15 protein-coding genes are annotated in these 16,733 nt (G+C 61.8%); 5 read left to right on the top strand and 10 right to left on the bottom strand.

Annotated elements, in window-relative coordinates; translation table 11 throughout:
- The first annotated feature begins 27 nt into the window (after positions 1-27).
- On the top strand, positions 28-1,572 hold the full coding sequence (locus tag CMI59_RS11940) for an alkaline phosphatase family protein (protein ID WP_293328479.1): 1,545 nt from the start codon (positions 28-30) through the stop codon (positions 1,570-1,572).
- 12 nt (positions 1,573-1,584) lie between these two features.
- On the opposite strand, the gene CMI59_RS11935 is transcribed toward CMI59_RS11940, so the two are convergent.
- A complete protein-coding gene (locus CMI59_RS11935; protein ID WP_293328478.1) occupies positions 1,585-1,959 on the bottom strand; it encodes an Hpt domain-containing protein in 375 nt (124 codons plus the stop codon).
- A gap of 187 nt (positions 1,960-2,146) precedes the next feature.
- Here CMI59_RS11935 and CMI59_RS11930 point away from each other — a divergent pair, with 187 nt between their 5' ends.
- The gene (locus CMI59_RS11930) at positions 2,147-4,351 is read left to right on the top strand and encodes a hypothetical protein (RefSeq protein ID WP_293328477.1); all 2,205 of its coding nucleotides are present in this window, start codon (positions 2,147-2,149) and stop codon (positions 4,349-4,351) included.
- Between the two features lie 16 nt (positions 4,352-4,367).
- Here CMI59_RS11930 and CMI59_RS11925 read toward each other — a convergent pair whose 3' ends face one another.
- The 4 genes from CMI59_RS11925 to CMI59_RS11910 are packed head-to-tail and all read right to left on the bottom strand — an operon-like array spanning position 4,368 to position 7,902.
- Entirely contained in the window at positions 4,368-5,003 is a 636-nt protein-coding gene (locus tag CMI59_RS11925; RefSeq protein ID WP_293328476.1) for an ABC-type transport auxiliary lipoprotein family protein, read from the bottom strand.
- An 11-nt stretch (positions 5,004-5,014) separates the two neighbouring features.
- A complete protein-coding gene (locus tag CMI59_RS11920) occupies positions 5,015-5,923 on the bottom strand; it encodes an MlaD family protein (RefSeq protein ID WP_293328475.1) in 909 nt (302 codons plus the stop codon).
- Positions 5,924-5,946: 23 nt separating this feature from the next.
- Positions 5,947-6,723, bottom strand: coding sequence for an ABC transporter ATP-binding protein (locus tag CMI59_RS11915; RefSeq protein WP_293328474.1), 777 nt, complete (start codon positions 6,721-6,723; stop codon positions 5,947-5,949).
- Between the two features lie 3 nt (positions 6,724-6,726).
- Positions 6,727-7,902, bottom strand: a complete 1,176-nt coding sequence (locus CMI59_RS11910) for an MlaE family lipid ABC transporter permease subunit (protein ID WP_293328473.1) — start codon at positions 7,900-7,902, stop codon at positions 6,727-6,729.
- 193 nt (positions 7,903-8,095) lie between these two features.
- Between CMI59_RS11910 and CMI59_RS11905 the strand changes: the two genes are divergently transcribed.
- The 3 genes from CMI59_RS11905 to dgcA all read left to right on the top strand — a co-directional run bounded on the left by CMI59_RS11905 (position 8,096) and on the right by dgcA (position 12,104).
- Entirely contained in the window at positions 8,096-8,524 is a 429-nt protein-coding gene (locus tag CMI59_RS11905) for a cytochrome c family protein (RefSeq protein WP_293328472.1), read from the top strand.
- A 210-nt stretch (positions 8,525-8,734) separates the two neighbouring features.
- Positions 8,735-10,972, top strand: coding sequence for an adenylate/guanylate cyclase domain-containing protein (locus tag CMI59_RS11900; RefSeq protein ID WP_293328471.1), 2,238 nt, complete (start codon positions 8,735-8,737; stop codon positions 10,970-10,972).
- 151 nt (positions 10,973-11,123) lie between these two features.
- Complete coding sequence (gene dgcA / locus CMI59_RS11895) at positions 11,124-12,104, top strand: N-acetyl-D-Glu racemase DgcA (protein WP_293328470.1); 981 nt, start codon at positions 11,124-11,126, stop codon at positions 12,102-12,104.
- A gap of 24 nt (positions 12,105-12,128) precedes the next feature.
- Here the strand turns inward: dgcA and CMI59_RS11890 are convergent, their stop codons facing one another.
- The 5 genes from CMI59_RS11890 to CMI59_RS11870 all read right to left on the bottom strand — a co-directional run.
- A complete protein-coding gene (locus tag CMI59_RS11890; RefSeq protein ID WP_293328469.1) occupies positions 12,129-13,142 on the bottom strand; it encodes an NAD(P)-dependent alcohol dehydrogenase in 1,014 nt (337 codons plus the stop codon).
- A 125-nt stretch (positions 13,143-13,267) separates the two neighbouring features.
- Positions 13,268-14,125 (bottom strand): TauD/TfdA family dioxygenase, encoded by an 858-nt coding sequence (locus CMI59_RS11885; RefSeq protein WP_293328468.1) that lies wholly within the window; start codon positions 14,123-14,125, stop codon positions 13,268-13,270.
- Positions 14,115-15,302: an MFS transporter gene (locus tag CMI59_RS11880; RefSeq protein ID WP_293328467.1), complete on the bottom strand. Its 1,188-nt coding sequence runs from the start codon at positions 15,300-15,302 to the stop codon at positions 14,115-14,117. The genes CMI59_RS11885 and CMI59_RS11880 overlap by 11 nt, the downstream gene beginning before the upstream one ends.
- A gap of 73 nt (positions 15,303-15,375) precedes the next feature.
- Positions 15,376-15,822, bottom strand: coding sequence for a hypothetical protein (locus tag CMI59_RS11875; protein WP_293328466.1), 447 nt, complete (start codon positions 15,820-15,822; stop codon positions 15,376-15,378).
- Positions 15,819-16,733, bottom strand: a 915-nt coding sequence (locus CMI59_RS11870; RefSeq protein ID WP_293328465.1) for a phosphotransferase family protein, incomplete at its 5' end; no start/stop codon positions are given. The genes CMI59_RS11875 and CMI59_RS11870, both read right to left, overlap by 4 nt.

Raw genomic sequence — 16,733 nt, 5'->3', positions numbered from 1 at the left:
CCGGTATCTAAGTAAGGGGATTTGGGGATGACCGCCGACGCGACAAGGGAAAAGCCGCTCAATATCCTTTTTATCACGGCCGACCAGTGGCGGGGGGACTGCCTGTCCGCGCTGGGCCACCCGATGGTGAAAACGCCGCATCTGGACGCGCTGGCGGCGGACGGCGTGCTTTTCGCCAATCATTTCGCCAATGCCGCACCTTGCGGGCCGTCCCGGGCCACGCTCCATACCGGCATGTACCTCCAGAACCACCGCTCCGGCACCAATGGCACCCCGCTCGATGCCCGCCACACCAACTGGGCGCTGGAAGCCGGCCGCATCGGCTACGATCCGGTGCTTTTCGGCTATACCGACACCGCAAACGACCCGCGGGAACTTCAGGATGACAGCCCTTGGCTCCGAACCTATGAAGGTCCCCTGCCCGGCATCCGCCCCGTTTGCATGATGGGCACCTGGCCTACACCCTGGACCGATTGGCTGTCCGCCAACGGCTACGAGGTGCCGGACGACATCCGCCATGCCTATGGCGTCCGCGCGCCCGGCCCCGAATATGAGGACGGCGCACCGCATCCCCGCCCGCTCATCTACGGGCCCGAGATAGACGACACGGCCTTCCTCACCAACCGGCTGATGGACTACCTGAAGGAGGCAGACGGCCCCTTCATCGCCCATCTCTCCCTGCTGCGCCCGCATCCGCCTTTCGTGGCGCCGAAACCCTATTCCTCCATGTACGACCCCGCAGAGGTGCCGGGCTTCGTCCGCGCCGGAACGCGCGAGGAGGAAGGCGACCAACATCCCTGGCTTGCCCATCAGCTTTCCCGCAAGCTCTACACCTGCCCGGACGATGAAAAGAAGCTCCGCCGCATGAAGGCAGTCTATTACGGCCTGATGAGCGAAGTGGATGATGCGCTGGGCCGTGTCTTCGCCTCGCTGAAGGAACTCGGCCTCTGGGACAATACGCTCATCGTCTTCACCTCCGATCATGGCGAGCAGATGGGCGATCACTGGCTGCTGGGCAAAGGCGGCTATTTCGACGCTTCCTACCGTATTCCGCTCATCATCCGCGATCCCCGCCCCGCTGCCGATGCGGAACGCGGCAAGGTCGTTCGGAGCTTCACTGAAAACGTGGACATCATGCCCACCATGCTGGACCTGATCGGCGCGGAAACACCCGTCCAATGTGACGGCGCCTCGCTCCGCCCCTTCCTCGAAGGCCCGGAAACACCGGCATCATGGCGCAGGCAAGCGCATTGGGAATTCGATTTCCGCGACCCGGCCGACGACACGGCGGAGAAGAAACTCGGCCTGACGCTGCATCAATGCACGATGAACATCATCCGCGACGACCGGTTCAAATACGTCCACTTCACGCATTTGCCGCCGCTCTTTTTCGATTTGGAGAAAGATCCGCACGAGATGGTGAACCGGGCAAACGACCCGGCCTATCTGCCACTCGTACTCGACTATGCGCAGAAACTGCTCTCATGGCGCATGAACCATGACGAACAAACGCTCACGCATATTGCCCTCACGGACGACGGCCCCGTTGCACGGCCCGCCGCGAGATACTGACGCCCGGCTTCCCTAAGCTTCGCGGAAGCCGTCGATAAAGGCGTTTACGGCCGCGACCGCCACCCTGATCTCTTCCAGCGCATCGGCCCGCTCGGACACGGCCGCGCCGCGTTCTGCGAACTCCGCCAGATCGGCCAGCCGCCACGCACCGAGGGCCTTTGCGCTGCCCTTCAGGCTATGTGCCGCAGACACCCAGTCCTCATCATTGGCCGCCTCGGCGAGACGGCCCAGATAGACGTCGGCCTGCGCCCGGAAAAGGCCCATGAGCTCATTTTCCAGATCGCGATTACCGAGCGTGTATTTGGAGAGATGCACCAGATCGATCGGGCGGGCATTCGCGGCGACGGGCATACAAACGGTATCCTCGGCCAGTTTCATCGGTTTCATGCCTTGGCTCCTCAGCCGGTACCCCACAGTTACAAAGAAAAAGGCTACCGATTCGACATGGCTGAATCGTTAAAATTGTCGCCTTTCCTGCACCTTTGATTCCGAGTGTGTCTTCAAGTTGACGCCTTTGCGGCCTTCCGACACCCTATGAGGCGAAATTGCGGCTTCATGGCTCCGGCGAAACCAGATGAAAAACAGCGACTTGGCGAGCGACGCCCCCACTTCCCCTGAAGAAAAGCCCGCCCCCGTGGCGGCAACGGCAGCGGGCGTGCGCGCGGCGAATGAGGACAGCCCGTCCGGCGGCGCCCTCTACCGCATGATTTCGCGCCGGCCCAATCCGCGCATCCTGACGCTGGCCGTACTGGCGAGCATTTTCGTTCTCGGCGTGGAGGGGGCATATCTCTGGGGATTTTACGGCCCCGAAGTCCTGCGCGCCCAGGCGCCCGAACAGCTGGCGGTGCTGGGCGCCGCCCTCCTCTTCCCGCTTCTGCTGATCTGGATGCTGACCTACACGGTCTGGCGCGGGCAGGAGATGAGGCTGATGTCGGAGGCGCTGGCCCGGACTGCCATCCGCCTCTCCGATCCGGAAGATACCGCAACCGGCGAAATCGCCTCCATCGCGCAGGCGGTCCGCCGCGAACTCGACGACCTGAAATCAGGCCTCGACGAAGCGGTACAACGCGCCACGAGCCTCAAGGATGTCGTGACCGGCGAAGTTGCCGAGATCGAGCGGGGAACCGGCCGGGCCGAATTCCGCACCCGCACCATGGAAGAACTGCTGAAACGCCACCGGCAAAACCTGGAAGAGCTTTCCCATACACTGGGATCGCAGAGCGATACGATTTCCCGCGCAATCCGCGATGAAGTCGATGCGGTGCGTACGGTGGCACAGGAGGCGGAAACCGGCATTGCAGAAGCCACCACGCGCCTCTCCTCACAAACGGAAGCCCTGTCGCGCACCGGCGAAGCGGCCCGTGTCGGGGCCGACGCCACCGCCGCCATGCTGGACCGCCAGTCATCCCGCCTCGAAGTCGTATCGAGCAATGCGCTCAACCGCGCCGAGGAACTATCGCAGCGCTACGAAACCCAGCGCGACCTCATCGCGGAAGCCGCCCAACGGCTGGAAAAGGAGCATGTTCGCCTCCAGTCGATCTTCGAGTTGCACCGCGACACCATGCAAGCTGCCGACACGGCGCTTGCCGGCCATACCGATCAGATCAGCAAGGCTGTTGGACAGCTTTCCCAGGGGATCGACGACAATTTCGCCCGCGCCCACGACAAGGCGACGGCGCTACGCGAAAGCGTATCGGCCGAACTGGCCCGCGCCGCGGAGGAAGCGGAAACGACCTCGGCCGCCGTCAGCCGCTCGGCAGGCGCGGCGACACGCGCAATTGGCGCCACGGTGCAGGAACTGAAAGATGCCGGCAGTGCGCTCGACAACGAAGTGAACAAAAGCGCAGCCGACGCCATATCGAACACCACCGACCGCCTGAAAGCGGCAACCGCCGAAATGCGCGAGGAGGTGGGCCGTGTGACGGCAGCCATCCATGCCGATCTCGACAAGCGCGGCAACGAATTCCACTCCCTCATCGAACGCACCGTCGCGCAGGGAGAAGACACCACCTCGCGCCTCTCCGGTGTCATGGAACAACTCGGCAATACCGCCCGCACGGCCAGCGGCGACCTGCAGCTAGCCAGCGATGAACTCTCCCGGCGTATCGACGACCTGCCGGACGAAGCGATGGAAAGCGCCGACGCACTGCGCAAGGTGCTGGAAGATCAGGTCTCGGCACTGGCCAGCATCGCAGAGATCGTAGTGCGCCATGCCCGCGTGATCGATCGCTCCAGCCCCGCCCCGGAACAGCCCTCACGCCGAACGCACGAGCCGCTTCACGACCTGCCGCGGCAGAGCTCCACACGCGCCGACGAAAAAGGCGAGCGTCCCTGGGCGATGTCGGAACTGCTGGCCGCCGCCGGCGAGCAGCAGACCGAGCAAGCCATGCCCGATCCCGGGATGAACGAGGATGCGTTCCAGCGGGCGTCCGTGAATGTCTTTGAAACGCTGCAATCGCTGGCGATCGATCTCGACCGAGCACTGGAGCAAAGCCCGCCGCCGGATCTGTGGCGGCGCTACCAGGCGGGCGAGCGGAATGTCTTCACCCGCCGTCTCTACAATCTGTCGGGCCGGGAACTGTTCGACCAGATAGCCTCGAAGTACAAGAGCGACGGCGAATTCCGTACCTATGTCGATCGCTACGTCTCGACCTTCGAGGAACTGCTCGGCGCAGCCTCGGCACGCGACCGCAGCAATATTCTGGTCGAAACCTACCTCACATCCGACACCGGCAAGGTCTATCTGATGCTGGCCCAGACCAGCGGTAAACTGAGCTAAACCGCAAACGGCAGGCCTAACCGACGGGCTCAGCCGCCTTCAGCGTCGCGGCCGTCCAGCCCGAAAGCTTCGACAGGACATTGCCCAGCGCCGCGTTATAGGCGCCCACCACATTGTCCATGCGGCCATCGGGCGACGTAACCGTTTCGGAGAAGAGTTTCGTCCCAACGATACGGCCCGTGTCCTTCTCGATCAGCCGCGCCAGCAGCTCGACTTCGACCCGCTTTTCATTTCCCGCTGCAGGCATCGCCGCGAAGCGCCGGATGTCGCCGGTCAATGCATAATCAGCCTGCGCCGGAGATCCCTCGCCCAGCACAGCGGCGAAGCCCCCGCTCCGTTCGAGCGTTTCGATCATCAGCTGCCGGATCATGGCCGGGGTCTGGTCCGCCCAACGCGCGCCCGCATAATATTTGATTTCATTTTCCGAAGGCTGATAGACGATCCGGCTGGTTTCGAGTGCCGCGCTGGTTGTGAATTCCTGAACGGAAAGCTGCACCGGCATGGTCGGCGCCTTCGATTGAAGGGCTGGCGGCGTCAGCATGAAGAAGCGCGGCGCAGGCTCGCTGGCGACATCGACCAATGCGCACCCGCCAAGCGAAGCAAGAGACGCGGCCACGACCGCGCCGCGAAGGATTTTCGATATCCGGCTCATCCTGACCTCTCTCATTTCGCTTCCACTTCCGGTACGCGATTACCGATGAAGTAACGCGCCGGATCGTCTTGCGCACGATTGGCAATGCCGTTGAGCGACGTGACGAGCGAACGCGTTTCGGCAACGAGCTGCGGCAATTGTTGCAAACCGTCGCTGACCGCCGGACCGCTCGTTTTTATCATCCGGTCGAGCTGGTCCCCGACCTTGCGGTAGGATTCCACCGCTTTGCGCGCTTCGACAACAAGCTCTTTCCCGTCGCCGGCTATCAGCTTATCGGCATTGCGGCTGATATTGTTCAGATGAACCGACGCCTCCGACAATTCCTTTATGGCCTTCTCCATATCGGAACTGCCATCGGACATCACCTTGCTCATCTTCTCCAGGTTCTGCAGCGTATCTCTTATCGACTCGCGGTTTTCGTCGACGATATGGCCGACCGACGATACCAGCTTGTCGATCTTTTGCAGCGTCTTCGGGGCGGCGGTCGCTATTTCCTGCAGGGTGCTCTGTTCGGCTTTGATGATCGGATAATACTGGTCGCCCTTCGCCTCCAGCCGCGGCGATTTGGGACTGCCACCCGAAAGCTGAATGAAGGCGACGCCTGTAATGCCGGCAAGCTCCAGCTGAGCGACGGAATCCTCTTTGACGGGCGTGCGCCCATCGACGCGGATAAGCGCGACAACCTTATTGGGATTGTTCTTCATCAAATGAAGGTCCCGCACCGTCCCTACAGGCAGGCCGTTATACTGCACCGCACCGCCCACGCTCAGTCCGGAAACCGATCCGTCGAAAACGATCTCATACTCGTCATATTGCTGGTTCACCTGCACATGGCTCAGCCACATGACGAACAGGAAAACGCCGAAGACGGTAATGAGCGTGAAAGTGCCGATCAGCACATTATTGCTTTTGATCTCCATGGAGTCCGCTCCTTCGGCTGAGTTCAGCCCTTCTTGATGGCCGCCCGTGCGCGAGGTCCGTGAAAATACTCGTGAATCCACGGATGGTCGCTTGTCAGCATATCGTCCACCGTCCCCACGAGAATAACTTGCCGCTCCGCCAGAACCGCAATTCTGTCACAGATCGCGTAAAGCGAGTCGAGATCGTGCGTGACCATGAAAACGGTCAGGCCAAGCGTTTGTTTCAGATCGCCGATCAATTCGTCAAAAGCCGCCGCGCCGATGGGATCGAGGCCTGCCGTCGGCTCGTCCAGAAAGAGGATTTCCGGATCCAGCGCCAGCGCCCGGGCAAGCCCCGCCCTCTTGCGCATCCCGCCCGACAGCTCCGAGGGGTAGAGAGAAAACGCATTGGCGGGCAGTCCCGACATCTGGATCTTGGCGGCGGCCAGTTCGTCCATCAGATCGGGTTCCATGTGAAGATGCTCGCGATAGGGCACCTGCACATTTTGCGCAACGGTGAGCGCGGAAAACAGCGCACCATCCTGAAAGAGCACGCCCCAGCGCCGCTCATAGGTCCGCCGCTCCGCCTCCGGGAGTTCCTGCAGATTTTCGCCAAAGACGCGAATCCGTCCCTGATCCGGTTTCTTGAGCCCGAGGATTGTTCGCAGCAGGACGGATTTCCCCGTTCCCGAGCCGCCGACAATACCGATGACCTCGCCGCGCCTCACCTGAAGGTCGAGATTTTCATGGATGACGTTATCGCCGAACCTCGTACCGAGACCTTCCACTTCGATGATGTTGTCCGAGGAGTCGGCGCTCATGCCCTATACCCCCACCGCTGTGAAGAACATGGCGAATATCGCATCGACGATGATGACGAGGAAAATCGCCCGAACCACCGAATGCGTGGTCTGCTGGCCAACGGATTCCGCACTTCCGGTAACGAGCAACCCCGCCCTGCACCCGACCATTGCAATCATCGCCGCCATGAAGGGCGCTTTGATAATACCGACGGCGAATGTCCAGAAATCCGCCGCATCCCGAACCCTGTCGATATAAAGGCCGGGCGACATGCCGAGCATGAAAAAAGACACGACCCCGCCGCCGAGAAGCCCCATCAAATCGGCCACGAAGGCGAGCATGGGCAGCGTGACGATCAAAGCCAGCACGCGCGGCAGGATAAGCATGTCCATCGGGTCGAGACCGAGCGTGCGCATGGCGTCTATTTCCTCGCGCATCTTCATCGATCCGATTTCCGCGGTGAACGCACTGCCCGATCGGCCCGCCACGATGATGGCCGTCAGCAGCAGGCCGACTTCCCGAAGAAAGACGATTGTCACCATATTGACGGTGAAGTAATCCGCGCCGAATTTCGAAAGCTGCGTGGCCCCTTGCTGCGCAAGCACGGCGCCGATCAGGAAAGTCAGCAGACAGACGAGCGGCAGCGCGTCGAACCCCGCCCTCTCCATGTGATGAACGAACGGCACCCAGCGCAGACGCGCAGGCCGCCTGAACACCCGTCCGACGGCGGCGACAACCTCGCCGAGAAACTCGATAATCCCCACCGCCTCCCGGCTGACGGCGATAACGGCATCGCCCATATTACCGGCCACATGGGCGTAGAGACCGACCTCGTGCTCTTCAACCGGCGCGGGCGGTCCATCCTGCCCCAGCTTGTCGAGTAGAAGCGACTGGGCTTCATTCAGGTTCTGGAATTCGACCCGAGCCCCGGCCTCTTCCAACGCATAGGCGCAGCGCGAAAGAATCACCGCGGCGGAGGTATCGAAGCGGGTCACCTCGCCAAGATCGAAAACCGCCCGCGTCACCTGTCCGCTCTTGGCATCGAAGCCACGCAATTGCCGGTCGACGCCGGAAATCGCAGCCACCACCCACTCGCCGGACGCCCGCAAGACCAGCGTATCCCCCTCCTCTTCAAGGGAAATACCGGCCGCTCCCTCGGAATCGGGCGGATTTTTCTGGTGGTTGCGGAAAATACCCAATGGTGACTCGGATGTAATATTTAGCGATGGCGCCACTTTGACGGCCAGCACGGCGACGCGCAAGGGCCGGGCGCGCCAGTTTGACGCATGCAATCGACAGGGTTCAGGTTTAGGTTCCAGACGGACCGCCTGTCGGCGGACGAAAAGGAATTATCCGGGTCTCTGCCTGGCATGCTTGAGGAAGGGAAAGATCATGCGTTTTGAGAAATGGCTAAAAGGCACGGCGGCACTTGTTCTGGCGGCGAGCTTCGCAGCCCCCGCCTTCGCAGCGGATGGCGGCTTCACCAAGGGCGACGCCAAACACGGCGAAAAAGTCTTCAAGCTTTGCAAGGCATGTCATACAGCCAATGAAGGCGGTCCCAATCGCGTCGGACCGAACCTGTACGGCATCTTCAAGCGCGGGATTGCCACTCATGAAGGCTACAAATATTCCGATGGAATGAAGAAATTCGCTGGGGAACACAAGGAATGGACCCCGGATGTGATGTTCGTCTATCTGAAAAACCCGCGGAAGGATGTCCCCGGAACCTTCATGTCCTTCCCCGGCCTGAAGAAGGAAAAGGACCGCGACGACCTGATCACCTATCTGATCCAGGACACAGGCGGCCTTCCCGAGGAATGAGCCTCTCCGCCATATAGCGGCAACCATTTGCCGATATGAAAGGGTCCCGCTTCGGGGCCCTTTTCTTTTCCCGTCGAATGGAACGGAAGATGCAAATTGATTGCAGAGTGGCGAGCCCATGTCCCGGATCGGGACAGAAAGCTCGCAATATCGGTCAATTTAGGGCATTTGAAGCGGACCGGGGTCCGCTTCCGGGGCTGGCAAGAGAGTATGAATCCGACACCCACGTTCCGACGACTGTCTGCGCTGCTGCCGGGGCTGGTCCTGGTGCTCGCTCTTCTCGTGTCGATTTACGACGCGGGAGGTGCCGGCACCTATTTGCGGAATCTGGTTTTCGACGGCTATCAGCAAATTCTGCCCCGCACGCCTTCGGCCGGCGGCCCACACGCCGTCTATGTGGATATCGACGCCGAAACCTCCAGCCGCTTCGGCGCATGGCCCTGGCCGCAAAAGCGCCTGGCCAACCTGCTCGTCGCCCTGAAAAAACAGGGCGCGCGCACCATCCTGCTCGACATGCCGATTTCCGAGCCCGATCCGACATCGGCAAGCGAATTGCGCAGCCTCTGGGGATACCTTCCCGAAGGGCTCGCCGGACGGCTACCCCAAGGCGTCACCCAGCTCAAAAATGCCGCGAAGAACGCCAAACTCGTCGCCAGTTTCACACCCGGCCTGCCTTCCCTTCATCCGCCGCGCAAGCCTCGCCTTGCCGCGCCGCTCGACATGACGGGCGGCGACCCACGCCACTTCGTGCCCCGGTTCGACGAATGGCGGCCGAGCCTGCCGCAAATCGAGGCGATCGCCGATGGCATGGGCGCCACGATCCCGGCGCAGGAGACCGGAAGGACAGTCCATTCCATTCCGGCGCTCACCGAAATCGAAGGCACACTCTACCCGTCCAACGCGCTGGAAGCCCTCCGCGTCTCGCACGGGGGGACGGGCTATCGCAGCATCGTCTCCGAACCGGCAAACGGCCTCTCCTTCGATCTCGAACCCGGCGTCTCCCATGTGGAAATCGCCGGCACCGACCTCGATGTCGCCACACTCAAGGATGGCAGCCTCCGCCTCTATTTCGCAAAAGCGGGCTCACAGCTTTCCGTTCCGGCCTGGAAGGTACTCACCGGCGCATCCGACATCCCCTCGTTTGACAACCGGATCGCCGTAGTCGGCGTCTCCGTCAACGGCAAGCGCATGCTCTATGGCACGCCCATCGGCATTCCCATGGCGAGCGGCGAGATCATGGCGAATGCGATCGATCAGATCGCCGACGGGGCCTTCCTGACCCGGCCTGGCTGGGCCGCCACGGCCGAACAGGCCTTCATCTTCCTGGCCGGCGTGCTAGTGATTGTCGCGGTGACGCAACTCCGCTTCCGCTGGAGCCTGGCCTTCACCCTGATCCTGATCGGAGGCGCCGCCTATGGTTCCTGGTATGCCTTCGACATGCACCGCTGGCTTATCGACCCGGCCCTGGCAAGCGTCACCCTGCTGACTGTCTGGCTGACGGGCGGCCTGATGACGCGGCTCCATACCGAAGACCAGATCCGTTTCCTCGAAACCCAGTTCGGCAACCGCCTGTCGGAAGCGGGACTGGCAAAGGTCAAGGCACACCCCAAGCTCATCCAGTCCGAAGGCCAGCTTCGCGACGTGACATCGGTCGTGGTGGGCCTGCGCGGTTTCAACGTGATTTCGGATCGCTATCTGGAAGATCCGGAAGCCTATGCCGACATTCTGAACCGCTTCTTCTCACCGATGACCAAGATCGTGCTGGAACGCAACGGCATGGTGGACCGCAATGTGGGCGACACGCTTTATGCGATCTGGAATGCGCCGCTCGATGCGCCGAACCACGCTTCCAAAGGCTGCGACGCGGCGCTGCGCATGGTCGAAAACCTGGAAGCGCTCAATGAATTCCTCGAAGAAGATGCGCGCCGGCAGCATCTGAGCCATGTCCCGCTCAGCCTGTCCATCGGCATCGATACCGGCCCGGCCATTACCGGCAATCTGGGCGCCATCCAGCGCTTCGACTATGGCGTGATGGGCGAACCGGTCGGCTTTGCCGCCTATCTGCAGAAGAACGCCCGCCATTTCGGCCCCGCCATCATTGTCGGCGAAGGCTCGCAAAAGGCGGTGGGCGACCGCTATGCACTGCTGGAAATCGACCTCGTCTCGACCCCGCGCCACCCGGAAGGCCGCCGCGTGTTTGCGCTGCTGGGCGATCCGATCATGCGCGCCAACCCGAAATTCCGCGCGCTGCAGGAAGCCCATGCCCTGATCTTCGCCGCCTATCGCAACCAGCGCTGGAACGAAGCGAAGGCGGCTATCGCAGAATGCCGAAAGCTCAACGGCGCCATTCCCACGCTTTACGATTTCTACGAAAGCCGCATTGCCTACTACCAGGAAAACCCGCCGGGCGATAACTGGAACGGCGCCTGGTTCGCGGGCCGCATCTGACACGAATATCCTGACCGCATCGGGCGGGGACTGTTTTCAGCCACATTCCGCATATATCCAATGTGCCAATTCAGGTCTTGGTGTTATGCAACTTTAACGCGATTATCTCAGCCCGATTCCCCTTTTACGTCAGATCACACACAATTATCCGATGCGAACCGTCTATATCGAAGCCGAGTCCTGGCCGCTACGAGAGGCCTTCGTCATCTCGCGAGGCGCCAAGACAGAAGCTCGGACCATTGCCGTAACGATTGAGGAAGGTGGTTTCGCCGGCCACGGAGAATGCGTCCCCTATTTGCGCTACGGCGAAAGCGAGAAGGAAGTAGTCGCTGCGATCCGCGCGCAGGAGCCAGCTCTGCGGGACGGACTAAGCCGGGAAGACCTCCAGCGCAACATGCCGCGCGGCGCCGCGCGCAACGCCATCGACTGCGCGCTGTGGGATTTGCAGGCCAAGAAAACCGGCCAGCGCGCCTGGAAGCTTGCCGGGCTGCCGCAGCCCCTGCCCCGGCGCACCGCCTACACGATCAGCCTCGACGAACCTGACGCCATGCGCGAGGCGGCCAGACGCGCATCGGACCGTCCACTGCTGAAAATCAAGATGGGCGGCGGCAACGATATCGACCGCCTGCGCGCCGTGCGCGAGGGAGCGCCCAGCCCGGCTCTTATCGTCGACGCCAATGAAGCCTGGACACCCGACGAGGTACGCCCGCTTGCGAGCGAACTGGCAAAGCTCGGCGTCAGCCTGATCGAGCAGCCGCTTCCGGCCAAGGACGACGAGGCGCTTCGCGGGATCGAATCCCCCATTCCCCTTTGCGCCGACGAATCCGCGCACGGCATCGAAGGCATGCGCCGTCTGGTGGGCCTTTACGACTATGTGAATGTGAAGCTGGACAAAACCGGCGGCCTGACCGAAGCGCTCGCCGTGCTGCGTTGCGCGGAAAGACGCGGACTGCGCGTCATGGTCGGCTGCATGGTCGCGACATCGCTTGCCATGGCGCCGGCGATGCTGCTGGCCCAACGCGCCGAGTTCGTCGATCTCGACGGCCCGCTGCTTCTCGCACGCGATCGCAGTCCGGCGCTTCGTTATGACGGCAGCGAAGTCCACCCGCCCGAGTCGGAACTCTGGGGCTAACCCCGCTGCCTCTTAATCAGCGGCTCAAGCGTGGTTGAGCACGATCTTGCCGAAATGCGATGCGCTCTCCATGGTGCGGAACGCCTCTTGTGCATCCTCCAGCCCGAAGCGCTGGTCGATCACGGGATGGATGTCATTGGCGACAATGGCCCGCGACATATCCTCGAACATCGTCCGGCTACCCACCGTGATGCCGCTGATCTTCAGATTCTGCGAGAAGATCGCCGCGACATTAAGGTCCTTCATCATACCCGACAGAAGACCGATTACCGCGATGTGCCCGCCAAGGCGCGCCGCCATGATGGAATGCTGAAAGGTCTCCGCACCGCCGACTTCCACGATGTGATCGACACCGCGTCCGCCGGTGAGCTTGCGCGTCTCCGTCGCCCAGTCCGGGGTCTTGGCGTAGTTGATGAACATGTCGGCGCCAAGCTCGCGCGTGCGTTCCAGCTTTGCGTCCGATGAAGAGGTAACGATGACCCGCGCGCCCGCCGCCTTGGCGAATTGCAGCGCAAAGATCGACACGCCCCCCGTACCCTGCACCAATACCGTGTCGCCCGGCTTCACCCGGCCTTCGACCATCAAGGCGCGCCACGCCGTCAGCCCCGCGCAAGGCAGACAGGCCACTTCCTCATCGGACAGATTGTCGGGCGCCTTCGACACACCCTCCGCCGACAAGCGCATATAATCCTGGGCGCAACCGTCGATGGGTCCGCCCAAGGATGTCCCCAGAGCCTCCAGGGTCGGTGCGCCGGAAATCCATCCCTGAAAGAAGCTCGGCGCGACCCGATCGCCCACCTCCACGCGCGTGACGCCCTCACCCGCTTCCACGACTTCACCGCACCCGTCGGACAAGGGGACGAGCGGGAGCTGTCCCCGAACGCCATGGAGAGCCGCGACGGTCGCAAGGTCGCGATAGTTGAGTGAGGCGGCCTTCATCCGGATGACGATCTCGCCCGGTCCCGCTTTCGGGGTTTCGCGCTCGGCAAGTTTCAGATTATCGATGCCGAAATCGCCCTGAATTTCCATCGCGCGCATGGATATTTCCTCCCTGAATTCTGATGTCGATGCGCGCTAGGCTGCCCGTCAGACACGCCCTGTCAATCCCGTGCTGCACACGCTGCGGGAAGGCCAGTTTGCCGCGACGTCAGAAACCGGAGTTTTCAGAAAGGCTGTTTGCCTTTGATCTGCGCCCGGTGCATCACGCGCCGCTGTGAGCCGTCAAAAGCATCGCGCCGATGAATCGCACAGCGATTGTCCCAGATCAGAAGATCGCCGACCGCCCATTGATGCGTCCACGCAAATTCGGGCTTGGCGCAATGGGCCCAGAGCCGATCGAGCAGCGCCTCGCTTTCGGCAACCGGCAAGTCTTCGATATAGCCGTTGAGACGCCGCCCCAGATAAAGCGACTTGCCGCCCGTTGCCGGATGAGTCCGGATGACGGGGTGTTTCGCTCCCGGCGCTTTCGTGACGTCGATCACCTCATTCGCGCCCGCCCGAAGCTCGCCCACGCTGGTCGTGCTCGAGTCATGATTGCAGACCCGCCCCTCTATGGCCGCGCGCAAATCATCCGGCAGCTCTTCAAGCGCCTTGTACATATTGGCAAAGCTCGTATCGCCGCCGCTGTCGGGAATTTCGAGCGAATAGAGGCAGCTCGCCATGGGCGGCTCATCGACATAGGACATGTCTGTATGCCACTCCGCCTCCTTGTCGCCCAACGCACCGATAGGTTTTCCGTCCTCGACGACATTGGAAATGATCCAGATCTCCGGTCGTGATTTGGTTTGCGAACCTGCCATGTCCGTCGCGCTGGCAGGCGCGATGTCGAGATCGCCGAAGCGGCGTGAAAACCCGATCAGGTCGTCGTCCGAAATTTTCTGTCTACGGAACAGCAACACGATGTGATCGTACCAGGCCTGAAGAACTGCCTCGAAATCATCATCGCTCAACGGGCGGGACAGATCGAGCCCGCGTACTTCCGCGCCCAGCGCCGCGCCTGTGGGAATGATTTCAACCGGCATCTTCTTCCTCCTCGTCCGAAACGACCGGGCCACCCTGCCAACGGGTTTGAAGCAGGATTGCCCCGGCGAAAGCAGCCAACGCCGTCGCAGCCGGCAGCAGATAGGCCTCCGACAGGAAACGGTCGTAAAGCGGCCCCGCGGCCAGCGTCATCGCACCCATCATAATCCCGGCGGAAATGGAGGCGTAAAGACTTTGCGCTGTCGAGGCAAGCGACGGCGGTGAGGATTGGGCGACGAAATGAAGCGCACCCAGATGCGCCGCGCCGAAGCTCAACCCGTGCAGCGCCTGGCAGAAAATTACAAGCCAGAACGGTGGATTGAAGGCGAGCAATGTCCAGCGGATGACCGCCGCGCCTGCCGCCAGCATCAAAAGACGCGGCGCCCCAACCACACGCAAAACACGTCCCGATTGCGTGAAAAGCAGGATCTCGGCGACGACGCCGATCCCCCAGAGAATACCGATCAGCCCGTCGCTATAGCCCAACCGCTGCCAGTTGATAGACCCGAATGCGTAGTAGACCGCATGGCTTGACTGGATGAGCCCGCCCGTCGCCAGACCGAGCATGAAGACAGGGTGCCGCGCGATCTGGAGCGTGGCGATAAGCTGCCCGCCCTTTCGTTTGCGCTTTTTCGGCTGCGGTACCTCGCGCGCCAGAAGGAAGGTTCCTGCCAGCGTCGTGAGAAGACCGGCCAGCATGCAGAAGACGATGATGGATGCCGAGAACCAGCCGACCAGCCAGCCCGTACCGGTACTCGCCACGATGAAGGTAATCGAACACCAGATGCGCACGCGTCCGTAGTCGATACGCCCTTCCCGCGTCGCCTTCATGGCGATGGTTTCGATCAGCGGCGTGATGGACGGCCAGCAGGACATAAGCACGATGCTGACGGCCAGGATCGCCCAGAACCCGTTGACCAGCAAAAGCAGCGAGCCCGCCGCCACCGAACTCCATGCGAGCGCCACCACGACACGGCGGCGGTCGTCCAACCGGTCGGCGGTATAGGCGAACACCGGCCCGGCTGCGATACGCAGCAGCATATTTCCCGCGATGATGATGGAGATTTCCGACGACCCCAGCCCCACCGATTTCAGCCAGACGGGGAAAAACGGAAGCTGCACGCCGGAGAACAGGCAGAGCGAGCCGTAAAAGATCGAAAGGCGGATAGAAAGCGGCATGATTGGCCTGCGGCGACAGCGATGCGATCACTCATATCGCACCCGGCTGCCGCCGCGAAGGGCCTTGTTGAGATCACATTGTCGGATAGGGAAGCTTCCGCCTCTCCGCCGAGTCCGACAAATGCTTCCAGATCCGGCGTTCCATATGGGTCGCCCAGTCCCCACTCTGCCCTTCCAGATAGGTCTGAAGGTCGATCAGCATGGTTTTGAGTGCATCGTTCACGCTATCGAGCGCACTGATACGCAGCGACGTGTCGCGTATATCGGACGCATCGCTGAGGCGGTGGCGAAGTCCGGCATCCTCGATCTGGGATGCGGCCTCGGCAAAAATGGAGCGCATCTCGGAATTGTCCTCGGTACGGACTTCCGCCGCGCGGTCATATTCCTCGGCCGACATGAAGAGCATCAGCCCCATCACGCTGACATCGCCCACCGAATATTCCGCACCCAGATGAGGTGCAACCTCCATCAGGAGGGTCGCAAAACAGCCCTGCAGGACGTTATCGACGACAGGTTTCATTTGCGTGCCTCCTCCCTCAGTTCGGTCATACGGGCCACCAGCAGCCTGTTATGTACATCCGTGCAGTACCAGCTCGAAAAGGCGAGGACCGGATCGCGGTTGGACCCGCTCTGATATTCCTTGCCTGCAGAAATCCAGATGGCGAGGCCCTTCACCGCGGCGAACACCTCCCACCATTTGAAGGCCTCACGGTCGAGCGTCACGCCGCTGGCTTCCTGCCAGATGCGTAAGGCTTCCTCACGGTCGATGAGCCCCGCGGGCCGCTCGCGATTGCCGAAGGCCCAAAGCGGATCGGCCGCCCAGGCGAGATCCTCCAGCGGATCGCCCAGATGGCACATTTCCCAGTCGAGGATCGCCGTGATTTCTCCAGCACCATTGAACATGAAATTGCCGGTGCGGTAGTCGCCATGCACGACGGCAAGCTTCTTTGGCGGCGGCGGCGGGTTTTGCCGGAGCCAACGAATGGCCGCTCGCGCGATGGGCTGCGGCGTCAGCTCGTCCTCGTCGATCACTTGTTCCCATTTGTCGAGTTCGCGCTTCCAGCATTCTTCCGGCTTCACCGGTTCCATAGACGCCGAAAAGCCGATGGCATCGGGATCGGCACCGGAAATCTGCCCCAGATAACGCCAGAACTGATCGCCCAGTTTGTCCTTCAGTTCGCCGAATGGATCGGGAGAGAACGGCGAGGCCGCCTGACTATCCATGATCTGTTCCATCACGAAGAACGGGCGGTCGAGCCATTTGGTTTCCGTTTCCAGGAAAAGCGGCTCGGGCACCGGCAGGCCGGTCGGGTGGAACGCCTTGTAGGCATTGTATTCGAGGTCGCGCTCCGTCTCGATGAGGCTCGCTTCCGGATCGCGGCGCAGGATGAGCGCTCGCTCTTTCTTCGTGCCGCCCTCGTCCCAGGCGGC

It is taken from the genome of Parvibaculum sp. (assembly GCF_002684405.1).
GTDB lineage: Bacteria > Pseudomonadota > Alphaproteobacteria > Parvibaculales > Parvibaculaceae > Parvibaculum.
The sequence above is the reverse complement of the archived record's forward strand: the minus strand, read 5'-3'. Positions and strand labels throughout refer to the sequence as shown.